This window comes from Halalkalibacter sp. AB-rgal2 (assembly GCF_041821005.1).
Classification (GTDB): domain Bacteria; phylum Bacillota; class Bacilli; order Bacillales; family Bacillaceae_D; genus Halalkalibacter.
In genome coordinates this window covers 76,269-93,345 of sequence record NZ_JBGUAV010000006.1, presented here as the reverse complement: position 1 = coordinate 93,345, position 17,077 = coordinate 76,269, and the positions used below count along the sequence as shown (strand labels likewise).

General features: G+C 39.9%; 14 protein-coding genes. 7 read left to right on the top strand and 7 right to left on the bottom strand.

What is annotated here, in order from left to right; all coding sequences use genetic code 11:
- Nucleotides 1-154: 154 nt before the first annotated feature.
- From ACERJO_RS07080 to ACERJO_RS07065, 4 genes are all read left to right on the top strand, one after another.
- Entirely contained in the window at nucleotides 155-841 is a 687-nt protein-coding gene (locus tag ACERJO_RS07080; RefSeq protein ID WP_373647051.1) for a response regulator transcription factor, read from the top strand.
- Nucleotides 841-1,845 (top strand): sensor histidine kinase, encoded by a 1,005-nt coding sequence (locus ACERJO_RS07075; protein WP_373647098.1) that lies wholly within the window; start codon nucleotides 841-843, stop codon nucleotides 1,843-1,845. Before ACERJO_RS07080 ends, ACERJO_RS07075 begins: the two co-directional genes overlap by 1 nt.
- A gap of 100 nt (nucleotides 1,846-1,945) precedes the next feature.
- Entirely contained in the window at nucleotides 1,946-2,707 is a 762-nt protein-coding gene (locus ACERJO_RS07070) for an ABC transporter ATP-binding protein (RefSeq protein ID WP_247101745.1), read from the top strand.
- A complete protein-coding gene (locus tag ACERJO_RS07065) occupies nucleotides 2,697-4,643 on the top strand; it encodes an FtsX-like permease family protein (protein ID WP_373647050.1) in 1,947 nt (648 codons plus the stop codon). The genes ACERJO_RS07070 and ACERJO_RS07065 overlap by 11 nt, the downstream gene beginning before the upstream one ends.
- Before the next feature lie 622 nt (nucleotides 4,644-5,265).
- Here ACERJO_RS07065 and ku read toward each other — a convergent pair.
- On the bottom strand, nucleotides 5,266-6,111 hold the full coding sequence (gene ku, locus ACERJO_RS07060; RefSeq protein WP_373647049.1) for a non-homologous end joining protein Ku: 846 nt from the start codon (nucleotides 6,109-6,111) through the stop codon (nucleotides 5,266-5,268).
- A gap of 153 nt (nucleotides 6,112-6,264) precedes the next feature.
- On the opposite strand from ku, the gene ACERJO_RS07055 reads away from it, so the two are divergent.
- Complete coding sequence (locus tag ACERJO_RS07055; protein WP_373647048.1) at nucleotides 6,265-8,097, top strand: DNA ligase D; 1,833 nt, start codon at nucleotides 6,265-6,267, stop codon at nucleotides 8,095-8,097.
- A gap of 33 nt (nucleotides 8,098-8,130) precedes the next feature.
- On the opposite strand, the gene ACERJO_RS07050 is transcribed toward ACERJO_RS07055, so the two are convergent.
- The 6 genes from ACERJO_RS07050 to ACERJO_RS07025 form a co-directional block, all read right to left on the bottom strand.
- Nucleotides 8,131-8,403, bottom strand: coding sequence for a DUF3006 family protein (locus ACERJO_RS07050; protein WP_373647047.1), 273 nt, complete (start codon nucleotides 8,401-8,403; stop codon nucleotides 8,131-8,133).
- Between the two features lie 5 nt (nucleotides 8,404-8,408).
- The gene (locus tag ACERJO_RS07045; protein ID WP_373647046.1) at nucleotides 8,409-9,602 is read right to left on the bottom strand and encodes an MBL fold metallo-hydrolase; all 1,194 of its coding nucleotides are present in this window, start codon (nucleotides 9,600-9,602) and stop codon (nucleotides 8,409-8,411) included.
- Between the two features lie 147 nt (nucleotides 9,603-9,749).
- On the bottom strand, nucleotides 9,750-10,793 hold the full coding sequence (locus ACERJO_RS07040; RefSeq protein WP_247101725.1) for a PP2C family protein-serine/threonine phosphatase: 1,044 nt from the start codon (nucleotides 10,791-10,793) through the stop codon (nucleotides 9,750-9,752).
- A gap of 58 nt (nucleotides 10,794-10,851) precedes the next feature.
- Nucleotides 10,852-12,051, bottom strand: a complete 1,200-nt coding sequence (locus ACERJO_RS07035) for a class I SAM-dependent rRNA methyltransferase (protein WP_373647045.1) — start codon at nucleotides 12,049-12,051, stop codon at nucleotides 10,852-10,854.
- Nucleotides 12,052-12,389: 338 nt separating this feature from the next.
- Entirely contained in the window at nucleotides 12,390-13,814 is a 1,425-nt protein-coding gene (locus ACERJO_RS07030; protein ID WP_373647044.1) for a carbon starvation CstA family protein, read from the bottom strand.
- A 177-nt stretch (nucleotides 13,815-13,991) separates the two neighbouring features.
- Nucleotides 13,992-15,038 (bottom strand): NAD(P)/FAD-dependent oxidoreductase, encoded by a 1,047-nt coding sequence (locus ACERJO_RS07025; protein ID WP_373647043.1) that lies wholly within the window; start codon nucleotides 15,036-15,038, stop codon nucleotides 13,992-13,994.
- Between the two features lie 231 nt (nucleotides 15,039-15,269).
- Here ACERJO_RS07025 and ACERJO_RS07020 point away from each other — a divergent pair, with 231 nt between their 5' ends.
- On the top strand, nucleotides 15,270-16,115 hold the full coding sequence (locus ACERJO_RS07020; RefSeq protein WP_373647042.1) for an ABC transporter ATP-binding protein: 846 nt from the start codon (nucleotides 15,270-15,272) through the stop codon (nucleotides 16,113-16,115).
- Complete coding sequence (locus ACERJO_RS07015; protein ID WP_247101710.1) at nucleotides 16,066-17,004, top strand: iron-hydroxamate ABC transporter substrate-binding protein; 939 nt, start codon at nucleotides 16,066-16,068, stop codon at nucleotides 17,002-17,004. Before ACERJO_RS07020 ends, ACERJO_RS07015 begins: the two co-directional genes overlap by 50 nt.
- The last annotated feature ends 73 nt before the right edge of the window (nucleotides 17,005-17,077 follow it).

Genomic DNA, 17,077 nt, shown 5'->3' with positions numbered 1-17,077 from the left:
TACAATTTACTTTGAGGTCATTCAAACGGATAAACCGCCCTTTTTGAACAACCTTTAAAAAAATCATGCCATTGAATATGCTCAAATTTATAGCCAATGGCACTTTTTTTCATTAAAATAAGGGGCAAACCTAACGACGAATGAGGAATGCTGTATGTTCAAACTATTACTAATTGAAGATGACCAATCATTGTTTACCGAAATAAGGGAACGTTTAAACCAATGGTCTTATCATGTCTATGGTGTGGATGATTTTGACCAAGTGATGAGTACATTCACGAATGTTAAACCTGACCTTGTCATCATAGACATTCAACTTCCGAAATACGATGGCTTTCATTGGTGCCGATTGATTCGAGAGCACTCCAATGTACCGATCATCTTCCTATCTTCACGTGATCATCCGACAGATATGGTTATGTCGATGCAGCTTGGAGCCGATGATTTTATTCAAAAGCCCTTTCATTTTGAAGTCCTAATCGCGAAAATCCAAGCGATTCTTCGGCGCGTCTACCATTACACGTCAGACCAAGCTGTATTAAAGACTTGGTGCAACGCGACGATTGATATGGAAAGAAGCACCATTTCGAATGAGCATGGAACCGTTGACCTATCAAAGAATGAGTTATTTATTTTAAAACAGCTTATTGAGCATAAAAACAAAATCGTTTCCCGCGAACAATTAATTTCAAGTCTTTGGGAGGATGAACGCTTTATTAGTGATAACACGTTAACCGTCAACATAAACAGACTTCGTAAACGACTTGATTCCATCGATCTAGGAGAAGCGATTGAAACAAAGGTCGGACAAGGCTATATCGCAAAGGATGAGATACAATGATGTTTCTTCAATATGTATTAGAACGACGCAGCTGGGTTGTCCTTATTGTAAGCTTACAGCTCATTCATCTGTTTATTGCCTATGTTGATACGGCACTCCCTTTCTCATCAAGCCTTTACATCGTCTTTCTCTCCACAATGGTTTTCTTGCTCTTTCTCATCATTCGCTACAGAAAGGAGGCAGCTTTTTTCAAGCAGATCGTCACATTGAGTGATGAGTTAGATTTATCACAACTAAAGAAACCAAGCAGTCCTTTCGAATCTATCATCGATGATGCGCTCAAGGAGCAAGAGAGAATGTATAAGCAGCAGCTTCATGAACACCAAAAGATGCTTGATGATGAAAAGGATCATCTCTTATCGTGGATTCACGAAATGAAAACACCGTTAACGGCTATGCATTTAATTATCGATCGAGTGGGAGAGCAAACGTTGAAGCGACAACTCTCGTATGAGTGGCTACGAATTCACCTTCTACTTGATCAACAGCTGCACCATAAACGATTCATTTCAATTGAAAATGACTTATATATCGAAGAAATCCAGCTAGAAGAGCTGATTCATCAAGAAATCAAAGCACTTAAATCATGGTGCTTCCAAAAAGGGATTGGCTTCGATTTAAATCTAGAAGTCGCGACTTTACTTAGTGACAGTAAGTGGTTATCCTTTATGATTCGCCAACTACTTTCCAATGCCATTAAATATAGTGAACGCACAGATATTTCGATTAAGAGCTATATGGAAAACGGGCATTGCCAGCTTGAAATCGCTGATGATGGTTGTGGAATTTCTGCAAAGGATTTACCGAGGGTTTTTGACAAAGGCTTCACATCAACAACAACTCATCATGAGCATGCAGCAACTGGAATGGGCCTTTATTTAACAAAGAAGGTGAGCGATTCATTACATATTCAATTGTCGATTCACTCGAAGCTCGGAGCCGGTACGACTTGCCACCTTCTGTTCCCAAAAAAGAATCAACTCGTTCATCTTATGGGCATGTGACAACATTGTCACATGCCTTGCTCATTTGTTCGGTGAATGAAAGGAAAAAACCTCTCCATTACATTAAGATGATGATAGATCAGAAAGAGGAGTGATTCATATGGCAATCTTACACGCGACAAACATCCGCAAAAGCTATGGAAATAAATTCAATCGACAAGAAGTACTGAAAGGAATTGACGTACATGTTGAAAAAGGCGAATTCGTTAGCATTATGGGGGCATCTGGTTCTGGAAAAACGACCTTATTAAATGTATTATCCTCCATTGATACAGCTAGTAATGGCTCCATTATGATAAATGGACAAGAAATGGTCGGATTGAAGGAAAAGAAGCTTGCCGAATTTCGCAAACAGCATTTAGGTTTTATTTTTCAAGAGTACAACTTACTCGATACGTTAACCGTACAAGAAAATATTATGCTACCGCTTTCGATTACAAAAATGCCTAAACGAACGGCACAGCAACGCTTTAAAGAAATCGCAAATGATTTAGGCATTTTTGAATGCAAAAACAAATACCCAAGCCAAATTTCCGGTGGTCAAAAGCAACGATCCTCAGCGGCTAGAGCCTTTATTCATCAGCCAAGTATTATTTTTGCTGACGAGCCGACAGGAGCATTAGATTCGAAATCTGCTTCTGATTTGTTAAACAAGCTACGCCAGCTTAACGAAAAGCGTCATGCTACAATTATGATGGTTACACATGATCCCGTCGCCGCAAGCTATAGTAGTCGTGTGATTTTCATTAAGGACGGCCAAATCTATACGCAATTAACAAAGGGAGAGGAGACTCGACAGCAATTCTTCCAAGATATTATGAAAACACAAGGTGTTTTAGGTGGTGTGCACAATGAGCATTAATCATCTGATCACTCAAAATATTAAAAAAAATCTTGGTCATTACTTCCTATATATTTTTGCTCTTGTTTTTAGTGTGGCCCTTTACTTTTCCTTTGTTACGTTACAATATGACCCGGCTATGGATCCCGCTAAAGGATCGATTCGAGGTGGGGCTGCGATTCAAGCCGCGTCCGTTCTGTTAGTTGCAATTGTCCTTGTCTTTCTCGTTTATGCTAACACGATTTTCTTAAAACGGCGTAGCTCTGAAATAGCCCTTTACCGCTTAATCGGAATGAATAAGGGCGAGGTTTTCCGAATTATTACATTCGAAAATGCTGTTCTTTATATCGGATCGCTATTGATCGGGGCATTTCTTGGCTTTGCTTCTTCCAAATTAATCGCCATGATTCTTTTCCAAGTAACGGGCGTCGATGATATCGCTAGCTTAACATTTTCACCTGAAGCCTTCATCCAGACGATCATCGTATTTAGTTGTATTTTTCTATTATTAATGGTGATGAATAACCTTTTTATTAAAAAACAAAGCATTTTAGCTTTGTTCCAAGTACGCTCTACTTCTGAGCATAAAATAAAAAAATACTCGATCATTGAAATCATCATTGGCGTTTTAGGGATTGGACTGATTATAGCTGGTTATTACGTTTCGTCTATCTTATTTGATGGTAGCTTAACGGACATGATCGAATTAGTAATGACAATGCTGTTTATTTTAGCATCCGTCATCATCGGGACCTATTTGTTTTACAAAGGGTCAGTTAGCTTCATTTTTCAATGCATTCGCAAAGGAAAAAATGGCTATTTATCGATTCACCATGTCCTTTCCTTATCATCCATCATGTTTCGAATGAAATCAAATGCATTGTTGTTGACAATTATCACGACTGTATCCGCACTCGCTATCGGCTTACTATCCCTGAGCTATATTTCCTATTACTCAGCTGAGAAAACGGCGGAGCAATATGTTGCTGCTGACTTTTCCTTTACAGATCAAGAGGCAGCTTTAAGCTTTCAAGAGGCTTTAGAAGAAAACGAAGTCAGTTATGAGCGAATAGATCGGAAAACGTATCAAGCTGATTTTAATATTGAAGATATTCTTGATGCGAACTTAGAAGGGTTAAATTTCGATCCGAATACGATGCGACTTTCTATCATTAGTGATACGAGCTTACATGGTTATGATCTTGAACCTGACGAAGTGGTCTTCTCTGGCTATAGTAGTATTCTGCAAAGCTTCTTAAGCTTAAAAGATTCAGGTAGCGTTTCACTGCAGCTTAACGGTGAAGAGCAACCTTTAACTTACTTAGGACTTGATGATGGTCACCACCTTTCTCTTCCGTTTACGAATGGTGGACTCCCGATCGCTATCGTCGATGAAGCTCGGTTCTCGGACATTGAAATGAATCATGATGAAGACATTCAGCTGGACTATAGCGAGTTCGTTGGTTTCCTTATAAATAATAATCGTGATTTAGAAGCGGCAAATGAATGGTTTCACAAGCTTGAGTTAAGCGAAAGTTCCGGTTCACTATCGAAAACAGATACAGCTTCTACACAAAAGCAAAACATGGGACTTATCATGTTTATGGTCGGTTTTCTAGGCCTTACCTTTCTTGTGACGTCAGGCTGCATCCTCTATTTTAAACAAGTCGATGAATGTGAAGGCGAGAAGGGAACCTATACGATTTTGCGTAAGCTTGGCTTTACAGAGTCAAATTTATTACGGGGTATTCAACTGAAACAGCTTCTTAACTTTGGTATTCCTTTAACTGTTGGACTTAGTCATAGTTACTTTGCTGTTCAATCAGGTTGGTTCATTTTCGGTACGGAGCTTTGGACACCCATGCTGCTAGTGATGACTCTGTATACGATTCTCTATTCATTATTCGGCATTCTGTCCGTACTGCATTACAAAAAAGTGATTAGAGCCGCGCTTTAATATCTATCTTGAACACAACAAGAGACTGGGACATAACTTGCTTGCAATAGTGAAAAAGGTGGATTCTTCGATTTGCCTAGGTGTTGGCAGTGAGCTTTCTTAAGTTCACTGCCATTAACGCAACCCCCATCTCGTTTTCTGTTTGCCAGGATATCATTAATGTTTTGTTCACTACCATAACCTGCATCTGCGACAATGTGTTTCGGTAACTGGTAGTCTTTTTATTCCATTTCATCTAGAGATGGAAAAGCGTACGTGTATCAGTTGGAGTTGAGAATACACGATTTTGTGTGGTGACTTTCTTTTATCAGAAGTTGCCCTTTTTGAGGAGAATCCAATTTGCTTTTTGACACTAGACAAAGCGGACGGGCTGGGAGGGCCGACTCCTGCAGGAGAAAAGGGCAGGTTGAAATCCACCGGCGCAGTCGGTTAGTTCAACGCCCTCCTGCGGAAAGCGTGCCCCCCATCCCGGTAGCGTGGTCGGAGGACGATTTCTTGGCAATAAAAAAGCTTGTCGACTGTCTCGCTTTTGCGAGACTTTGTCGACAGGCTGAGTCGGTAAAATTTTACCGACTTTTTCATTTCAGAGGAGGGTTTTGTCCAAGCCTCTTCATCTCAACGATTATGCATTTTTACGAGTAGGACCTTCTGATTTCTTTGCTTGTGTTTTACGTGATCGTGTCTTTTTCTTTTTCGTTCGGTCGAGAGATGCTTCAAGCGCCGACATGAGGTCGGTCACATTGGATGCTTTTGCAGGCTCCTGTTCAGTTGCACTTACAGTATGCTCACCAGATTTTTTCTCTTCAATTAAATCAAGTAAGGCAGTGCGATAATCATCGGTATACTTCTCTGGGTCAAAGGTGGTTGTTAGCTGTTCCACAAGAAGTAACGCCGTATCAAGCTCCTTCTTAGCAACCTTCTGTTCTTCTGGAATATTTGGAACATCTTCTGCTTTACGTACTTCATCAGGGAAATGAATCGTCTCCATAAGGAGCATATGTTCATATACACGGACAACCGCAAGCTGTTCTTTTGAACGTATAATGATTTTCGCTAGCCCTATTTTTCCTGATTCCTCTAATGCTGTACGCAAAAGGGCGTAGGCTTTCGCCCCTCCACTATCAGGAGCCATAAAATAACTTCTCTCAAAATAAATCGGATCAATCTCCTCAAGCTTCACAAAATCAATAATTTCAACCGACTTATCTTCATTTTCCTTTTTTAGCTTTTCGAGCTCTTCATCATCTAAAATGACAAATTTATTCTTCGCATATTCATAAGCCTTCACAATGTCATCTTGTCCTAATTCCTTTTCGCATCCAGGACATACCTTCTCATATTTAATCGGAGTATGACATTTCTTATGAATTTGTCTTAACTTAATATCTTTATTTTCGGTTGCTGTATGCAATTTAACCGGAATATTCACAAGTCCAAAGCTAATGCTTCCTTTCCAAACGGTATGCATCGTTTCACCTTCTTTTTTTCTTACTATGTTGCGAAACGTTATAAATTATGTATCCAATCAATGTACATACTAACTATTAGAAGGATCATTTAGGGTTATCAAACAAACGAAGCCTTACACTTTCTTATATAACTACTCGGAGATGATCATGCTATGAAGCCAATGCGACTAACAACACGTGCATCGATTCCTACAGGGGACAATTGGATATACGAAGCAAAATATGATGGCTTTCGCTGCATGCTACAATGGAAACAAAACAGACCTACTTTACTAAGCAGAACGGGACGCTTATTAAATAAACAATTTCCTGAAATTATTGACTTTTGCCTACAGCATGAGGAGTTGATTTCTCCATATCTCCCCCTTCTTCTAGACGGAGAAATCGTCTATTTAACCCATTCACTTGTGAGCGACTTTACGATTGTGCAAAACCGAGGAAGGCTTCGCAATCAAACAGCCATCGACAAGCAGCAATCGCATCACCCTTGCCATTTTCTAGCGTTTGATTTATTGATAGAAAAAGGAGAAATATACAAAAAACAGCCCCTTTTCAAACGAAAAGAGAGATTATACTCATTATTCCAAAAGGCGACATGGCCTTTAACACCATCGAAGCAAAATGACAAACGGATTCAGCTAATCACCTACACAAACAATCATCAAAGATTATGGTCACAGGTGACTGCTCAAAACGGCGAAGGAATGATTGCCAAGCACCGTAATAGCCAATATGAAGAAGGGATTCGTACAACTCAATGGCTAAAGATCAAGCATTGGCGAATTGTGACAGTCGTGCTCTCCCATTATGACCGTCAAAATGGCTACTTCCGTGGCAACATATTAAAAGGTGAGCAATGGATTGAAGTCGTTCATTTTAAACATGGTTTATTAAAAAAAGAAGAAACGATACTTGCATCCTTTTTTCAGAAGCAAGGTCAAAAAGTTTCTACTGAGCAATGGAAATTAGAGCCTGCGATTTGTGTTGATGTCGCCTGTATTGATTTTGACGGAAAGCATTTACGTGAACCGACGTTTCACCAATTCCAGTTTGATTCCGATCCGTTAGCATGTACATGGAAACAGATGCAACGTCAACTACATCCGATACCAGAGTCCATTTCTATAACTCATGCAGACAAACCTATTTTCCCTAAGCTCTCCATCGATAAAGATGAGTATATACTTTATCTACAAAAAGTAGCTCCAGCTCTACTTCCTTTTTTAAAAAATCGTTGTTTAACACTCATACGTTACCCTCACGGTGTCGAGGGTGAATCCTTTTACCAAAAGCAATGCCCGAACTATGCACCTGATTTCATTGAAACAAGGAACGAAGAAGGTATTGATTACATCGTGTGTAACGATGTTCATACACTGCTTTGGCTTGGTAACCAACTAGCTATAGAATTTCATATACCCTTCCAAACAATCGACACGAATCAGCCAACTGAAATCGTCTTTGATTTAGACCCACCTACTGTACGTCAGTTCCATCTAGCTATTACAGCTGCCAAGCAAATGAAAGAGGTCTTTGACCAATTTGGCCTCTATAGTTATGTCAAAACGTCAGGAGGAAAAGGGCTGCAGCTTTATTTACCTATTGCGAATAATCAATTCACTTATGAAGAAACGCGACTCTTTACTAAGTTTATCGCGACATATTTATGTGAACAAAACCCTGCTCTATTTACAACTGAACGATTAAAAAAGAAACGAGGCAAACGACTGTACCTTGATTACATTCAGCATGACGTAGGTAAAACAATCATTTCTCCTTTCTCGCCAAGAGGAAATGCAGATGGACTTGTTGCCACCCCACTTTGGTGGCATGAGGTTAACGAAAATCTCACTCCACACAACTTTGACCTCTTTACAGTCATTGAGCGTATAAAAGAAGGAAACCCGTTTGAAAGCTTTTTTGCTCATAAGGACAAGCAACCATTGCGTGATGTCATCTCAGAATTAAAGAAGCGCATAAACTAAAGCCCACTAACCATCCGTTTAGTGGGCTCTCTTTTAGTCTTTTCTTTTAAATCGACTTCCGTTACTTTTTTGTCGTAATCTTTTTAATGTGGCTCCTACCTTAGCTTCCATCCTATTTGTCATTTTTGTATCAATGGTCATCTCAACGATTTGCTCATCTTCAACCGTTAATAACAGCCACGTGCCTTCTTCCGCTGCAGTTGGCAGCTGTTCTTGCCGGACAGTAAACTCCTTCTTCTGCTCCTCCACTAACAAAACAACTCTATCGCCATCAACTATTCGATCAATAACAGCTCGTATCGTCATATTCATCACCTCACACAAGCGATTCCCTCATTGATAATATCGGTTAATCGTCCATCACCAATACCGTTAATACGTCTTAAATCTTCCATTGATTCAAACGGCCTAAGCTCCATTAACGCTTCAGCACGTTCCTCGCCAATATGATTAATCTCTTGTAGTAAGTCAATCGTAGCTTCGTTAATATTTATACAATCACTTTCTACTACTTGTTCTTCTAGTGGCTCCCCTTCAATCTCAGCTTGTTGCTGATTGCTAGGATTTACATCCCCATCTTTTTCAGTTCTTATTTGTAACGTTTCCCCATCCGATTCAACCACAATCGTTCCATGCACAAACGTTGCATACATCTCAACTTCGGCATCAGATACTCGTTCTACCACTTCTCTATGTGGATGACCATATTGATTATCCTTCCCTGCTGATATAATGGCAACTGAGGGATTCACTGCTTGGAGGAAAGCGGGAATGGTTGATGTACTCGAGCCATGATGACCTAACTGCAACACATCAGCATCTAATTCATAGCCTCGTTTGATCATGGCTTCCTCTGTCTGCTTTTCTGCATCTCCTGTTAACACAAATCGTGTATCGCCATACGTGAACATAGCCGAAATCGAGCCTTCATGTACATCACCCGTCAACTGATCTGGATTCAGGATTTCTATTTCTAACGGACCGACATCATACACTTCACCTGCTCGCGGCTCATGGTAATCAGCACCACTAGCCTCAATCGCTTCCATCACACGTAAAAACGTTTGTGAGGTTGCTATGTCACCTGACATCCACACCTCAGACACGTCCATTGCCTCTAAGATTAAATCCATCTGTCCAATATGGTCGGCATGAGGATGAGAGCCCACCATAATATCAATATATTCAATATCATTTACTTGTAAATAATGAACAAGATCCTCCTCCATCCAATGACCCGCATCGAACAGAATTCGGTAGTCCTCTCCTTCAGCTGAATACTCAAATAACGTCGCATCGGCCTGACCCACATCGATGAAATGCACCTTTAATCGCTCTAAGCTTTCCTCTACACCCTCAGAACGTACCTCTTCCTCATTTTCATGATCTACGTTAGTCTCTTCATTCATTTCTACATCACTTGGTAGATTCTGTTCTAGCTGTCCACACCCAACCAAGACGATAATCGAAAACGCTGTTAACCATTTCAGCACATATGTATACACTAAGCTGTCACCTCTACTCTTACATTGTTCACTAATCAAACTCTCTAAACATTGCACCAATGGGTTCATGACTTTTATCCGAAACAGAAAAAGGCTTAGGAACTCCCCCTAGCCTTTTTCAAGGGTCTCTTTTTTCTATATTCAGAGTCATAGCTTAACCGATACAATCGCAATATCATCTGCTTGTTCGCCTGCAAATATCCCCTTACTTAGTTCTTCTAACTTAGATGGATGTAATTGATCAGCAATACTTAGCATATAATGTTCACTTTCTCGAATAGTCATCCTCAATGTACCTGCCACACCATCAGTAAATATAGCTAATTGATCTTCCTTTTCATATTGAACTTGATCTGTTACTGGTTCCATATCTTCACTTAAGCCAATAGGAGTTGTCGTTTGCTTCAACAAATGATTTCTTCCATCACCAACAAGAATACCTGCTGGATGTCCCGCATTAAAATACTTAATCGACTGTTGCTCGACATCAATATATAAATAGATTCCTGTACAAAAATAATGCTTAGAATGAATGACCGAACGAAATAATGAGTGAAAGTGCTTATTTAACTCAGCATATACTCGTTCTGGATCACTCACTCGACGAATAATTCCAGGGAGCAAGGCACGTAAGGACATGCTAATTAAGCTTGAAGCTACTCCTTGCCCCATTATATCTAGCAAAATCACACCATAGTGACGTTCATTTATTTGGTACCAGGAATAAAGATCCCCCGATAAATGTTCGGATGGGCGCAGAAGTGCGTTAATCATGACATTTTCATTTTCAATCGGCGGAACTAATACACTTTTTTGAATCGCTTGCGCTAATGCAAAATCCTTGCTCTGTTGCATTTCTAACCGTTTGCGATCAGTTATGTTGGTATGAGTAATAACCGCACCTTCCATATGTAACTGGTCAGGCGCCTGTTTCAAAGGAGTGACAACCATCGCAAACCATCGCATTTCATTTGGAGAGTGACAAGGATACTCATATCGAAATACTTTCTTTCTACCTTGCAATACGGACATAACCCCTAACTGAACATCTTTTCCTGAAACCTCTAAATACTGGCTACCAACTCCACAATCATCCATACGTCCGCCATTAATGAGGCAGAAACGATCCCATTCTTCATTTGTCGCAACAATCCAACCATCCTGATCAATGATCGCAACTTGATGGGCCATTGAATTAATGACATGCTGATAAAAGGGCTTATTTAATTGTATAGTTTTAATCGCCTCCCTATTTTAATGTCTGTTTACGAATAAACACAACCTTCAAATAGTTACCTTCTTTAAATGATTTCGTCGTCTTAAAGTCTTGTGGCAATGAGAATTCTTCGACAATTTGATACGCAGCTCCCATCTCTTTAAAAGCCTGATCAATAAATACCTTAAAACGTTTCATTTGAAATTGGGCACAATTAGTCGAAGCAATAATGAGTCCATTATCCGCAGTAATCGCAATCGCTTGCTTTAAAAGATCTGGATAATCCTTTCCTGCCTTAAACGTATGTTTCTTTGAACGTGCAAAGCTAGGGGGATCTAAAATAACAACATCAAAGGTTAGCTGCTTCTTTACCGCATATTTAAAATAATGAAAGACATCCTCTACAATAATGTCATGAGCTTCATAATCCAACCCATTTACACTAAACTGCTCAATCGTCTTTCGTAAGCTTCGATTAGCTAAATCAACACTTGTCGTTTTCGTCGCTCCACCAAGAGCAGCGGCTACTGAAAAGGCACCTGTATAGGAAAATGTATTTAACACCGTCTTACCGTTTGCATAGTGATCACGTAACGTTCGTCTCACATCACGCTGATCAAGAAAGACCCCGACCATTGCCCCTTCGTTTAAATAAACCGCAAATTGAATACCACTTTCCTTCACGATAAGAGGAAACGAGCCTCTTTCTCCGACTACATAATCATCCTCTTCTACATACTTCCCACCTTGATCAAATCGCTTCTTCTGATAAATCCCACGGTATTCCATCGTTTTCTCTAAAGCTTTGAGTATTGGCTTCTTAAAAGAATAGATCCCTTGACTGTACCAGTTAATCAAAAGGAAACCTGCAAAGTAGTCAATCGTTAGGCCACCAATCCCGTCTCCTTCTGCATGAAATAAGCGAAATGAAGTCGTTTCTGGGTCACGAAATAGAGAATTTCGCTGTTGAAAGGCAGCTTGAAATTTACGAATAAAATAAGCTTCGTCTATCACTTCCTGCTCATCATACGTTAACACCCAACCGATTCCTTTATTTTGCTTACCATAATAGGCTCGCGCAATAAAGTCATTCGAATCATCAACTAGGCGAAATACGACTCCTTCTTCTTTTAATAAGTTAGCATGAATCGCTTCATCTGTAATGAGCGGATAGCCCGCTTTATATTTTTTTATAAAAGAAGAAGCCACTAAACAGCTGTATTCTTTGTTCATCTTCTCATCCTAACGTATGAATTTATTAGCTACAGTATATCACATTGTTTGCGATCATCGCCTTTTTCAAGCTAGGATCGAATCTTATTATGACGATAACATTTGATCGCATAATTTTGTGATCAACCTCTCCATTTCTTTAATTTTACATTTTTATTCGCTAAAATCAATTGCGTAGTCGTTACAATGGTTTTAAAGTTGGATGACGTGCTCTAACCGTGTAACGAGCGAAGCCGACGCCACCCGTGAATCCTCTTCTCTCCATGATTAACACTCAGAGCTCTATAAATAAAATGGAAAAGCCTTCACAATCTAGTAACGGACTGTGAAGACTTCTACTACAGGTCAACTCGATTATCTTTATGACTAACTCGTAAAATTTGACCTATATACCAAACAGCAACAAGAGCTGTTAATAGTAAGCCAATGACCATTGAAATCTGATAATCCATACTTAAGCCTTCAGGCGCATAGAATATATACGTACATACGACACCCGTCATAAAGACTGCTGGAATTCCACAAATCCAATGGAATTTAAATTGCTTTAATAAATACATTGTCGCTGTCCATAGCATGACCGTAGCAACAACCTGATTCGTCCAGCCGACGTAACGCCATAAAAATGTATAATCAATCGTCGCTAAGAAAAACGCTGGGATCGCAACAGGAATCGTCACTATTATGACCTTCACTTTGCCATCCATATTGTAAAATTTCGCAATGATTTCCGACAAAATCATTCGAGATGAGCGTAGCGCCGTATCACCAGTCGTAATTGGTAAAATAATAACACCAAAAACAGCTAAGATAAGTCCTGCCGTCCCTAATAATTCCGTTGAAATCTCATTCACAACACCTGAAGGTCCACCCACAGCAAGCGCCTCTTGTAATCCAACTGTTCCGTTGAAAAAGGCCATTCCCGCCGCTGCCCAAATGAGTGTAATAATACCCTCTATGACCATCGCCCCATAAAAGATTCGCCGGCCATCTGATTCCTTCTTCATCGTTCGTGCGATGATTGGGCTTTGTGTACTATGAAAACCCGATATCGCTCCACACGAGATCGTCACCATGAGGAGTGGCCAAATAGGTAACTCTTCAGGATGAAGGTTACTCAACGTTAAGTTCGGAATCGTACGATCTGAGAACATAAGCGCAACGGCAACCGCTCCAGCCATAATGAGCAAAACTGCGCCTAGAAAAGGATAAATTCGCCCAATAATTCGGTTAACTGGCAAAACGGTCGCTAATAGAAAATATGAAAAAATCAACATAAGCGCCACTAAAAAGCTTAATGGCGTTAATTGAGAAATTAATTGAGCGGGGCCTGCTGTAAATGCAGCCGCCACTAAAATCATTAACACGAGTGAAACGATATTAATAAATGACTTCACATGATTGCCTAAATACCGACCGACTAAATAAGGAAATTGAGCACCACCATGACGCATAGACATCATACCAGAAAAATAATCATGAACCGCTCCGGCAAAGATACAACCGACCACAATCCAAATAAATGCAACTGGTCCATATAGTGCACCAGCTACTGCACCATAAATCGGACCTAACCCAGCAATATTAAGTAGCTGAATCAAATTCCCCTTCCACCAACTCATCGGAACATAATCTAAATTATCCCGTTGTGTATAAGCTGGAGTTTCCCTTGAATCATTTATGACAAAAATACGCTCTACCCATTTTGAGTAAAAAACATATCCTAACATTAATAATGCCATTGCCCCTATTAGTGTTACCATCTAACTTGCCCCCTACTTGAAAAAACTCCTTCATATCTTATCACGTTTTTTCAAAATAAAGAACAAATTTTCTGAACAAATTGATTATTTTTTCTTTTCTAATATAATATTTTTTCGTTTAATCAAAAAAAAAAGATGCCGCACTAGGTTACCCCTATGACACATCTTCTCTCTATATTACTTCCCTACCATTTCCTTCACTAACTCGCGATTTCTTTCCTTAAACACATCATTATGAGAGGATACCATCGCCGCCTTCTTCGCTTCAGGATCAATAAATTGCTTCGCCTGATTGACTGCATTAGCAGCATCCTGGAATGCACCTGCAATCAAATGTAGCTTCCCATCATGCTTTAAAATATCTCCAGCCGCATACATCCCCGGTATGGAGGATTCACTATTCGTATTTCCTTTTATATAAAAGTCTTCTTCCATTTCAATATTTAATGTACTATTTTTCAATAAGGATGAGTCACGTTCATAACCGTGATTAATAATAATGTCGTCCACTTCAATAAGACGTGTCCCTTCTTCTTCATGATTCGTCACTTCTACTTTCTCAACGAGATCTGCACTTGAATTGGCAATAAGCTTAGTAATCGACGTATGAAGCAGGCAGGAAACGGAACTACTTAGTAATTGATTGACTTGGGCCTCATGACCCTTTAGCTCTTCTTTTCGATACGTTAAGTATACCTTTTTCGCAATAGGTTCTAATTCATTGGCCCAATCAACCGCTGAATTACCTCCACCTGAAATGATCACAGTACGATCCTTAAATTGCTTAAGAGACTTCACTGTATAATGTAGGTTTGTGACTTCGAACCGTTCAGCCCCTTCAATCTCTAGCTTCTGTGGCTTTAATATTCCCGATCCGACTGCTACAATAACCGTCTTCGATACATGCTGTTCTCCTCCTTTTAATACAAAGAATCCATCCTCACCCTTAGAAACCGATTCAACCTTTTCATTTAACACGACAGTAGGATCAAACGTCATTCCCTGCTTAACGAGCTGATCAATAAGCGCTTGCCCAGTAATAGGAGTTAATCCACCAATATCCCAGATCATTTTCTCTGGATACACATGTACTTTCCCACCTAAAAACGGCTGAAATTCGATGATTTTCGTTTTCATCCCACGAAGCCCACTATAAAAAGCAGAGTAAAGTCCCGCAGGTCCGCCTCCAATAATCGTCACATCGTATACGTTTTGGTGTTCCACTATGACCACTCCTATTTTCATTAAATGATTATCATTCTCATTAAACTATACGCCACATATCATTAAAATACAAGTAAGAAATGACAGAACTTTTATTTTCTTCACACAAGATTATCAAGCTCTCAGACTCTCAAAAAATACTATTGACATAAGGACTGTTTTAACTTTATAGTATTCTCATAATCGAAATCGAGAATCATTATCACTAATTTGTCGATGAGGAGGCAAATCATGACTCGTCTTTTTACAGATAACATTCAGGTTGGTTACGGGGAACAGCCCATTGTGAAAGGGATCAGTATTAGCATTCCTGATCAACAAATCACGACTATTATTGGACCAAATGGATGTGGAAAATCAACGTTTCTTAAAGCCATTACGAGAATTATTGCTCACCAAGGTGGTGATGCCATTCTTGATGGGAAACCCATCGCTCAAGTACCAACCAAGACGCTTGCAAAGAAGATGGCAATTTTACCACAAACACCGGAAAGTGCTAGTGGTTTAACTGTAGGTGAACTTGTTTCTTATGGACGATTCCCTCATCAAAAAGGGTTTGGTCGCTTAACAAAACGGGATTATAAGGTAATAGATTGGGCACTAGAGGTAACCGGTACGAGTGAATTCAAGTATCGGTCAGTCGATGCTCTATCGGGTGGTCAGCGGCAGCGCGTATGGATTGCCATGGCACTTGCCCAAGAAACGGACATTATTTTCTTAGATGAACCAACGACTTACCTTGATATGGCTCATCAGCTCGAAGTTCTTGAGCTGTTACAACGTTTAAATAAAGAAGAAGGACGAACGATTATTATGGTTCTCCATGACCTTAATCAAGCAGCACGTTTTGCAGATTATATGATTGCTTTAAAGGAAGGCGTTGTCGTAAAAGCCGGTGATTGTGAAGATGTCATTCAACCGAATGTCCTTCGCGAAGTCTTTCAAATTGATGCTGAAATAGGCCGAGATCCACGGACAAATAAACCGATGTGCATAACGTATAACTTAATTAAAGGAGAATCACCTAATGAAAAAGCACCTAATCTTATTTACTCTGCTGTTAGTGGCGATTATTAGTAGCGCCTGCAACAGCGAAGCGTCTAAGCCGATTGATTCAGATGAAGCTAACGAACAAACAGAAACAACTCACGACGACACGATTACATATGAGTCGGAAAATGGACCTATTGAGGTACCCGCTAACCCTGAAAGAGTTGTTGTTCTCGCTTCCTTTAACGTTGGTAGTGTCATGGCACTTGATGTTAACTTAGTAGGTGTCGATACTTGGGCAATGAACAATCCTCGCTATGCTCCTTATTTAGAAGGCGTAGAGGAAGTAACGGATGAAAGTATTGAGAAGATTTTAGAGTTGGAGCCTGATTTGATCATTGCTGACCCGACCAATAATAACCTCGATCGACTAGAAGGTATCGCCCCAACCGTGACTTATACGTATGGACAAGTCGATTATTTAACACAGCATTTAGAAATTGGTAAGCTTTTAAATAAAGAAGCAGAGGCACAAGCATGGATTGATGACTTTAAGCAAAGAGCCGAAGCAGCAGGAGAAGAAGTGAAAGATGTACACGGTAAGGATGTAACTGTATCCGTCATTGAAAGCTTTGATAAGCAACTCTATGTGTTTGGTGACAACTTTGGACGAGGGACAGAAATCCTTTACCAAGAAATGAATCTTGACATGCCAGAAGCGGTTAGCGAAGTGGCTCTAAATGATGGCTTTTACGCACTATCACCTGAGGTGTTACCTGAATATGCCGGCGACTTTATTATTTTAAGTAACGACGGTGAGGATAGCTCCTTCCAGGAAACAGAAACGTACCAAACGATTCCAGCCGTACAAAACGATCGTGTCTTTGAAGCAAACGCAGCCGAATTCTATTTTAATGATCCTATTACGCTAGAATTCCAGCTTGACTTTTTTATCGAAAGCTTTTTAGATCAGTAAGATAAAGGTATTAGAACTATCGTGAAGGAGTTACTTAACCGTCGTTTAGGTAACTCCTTCTCATCATATATCA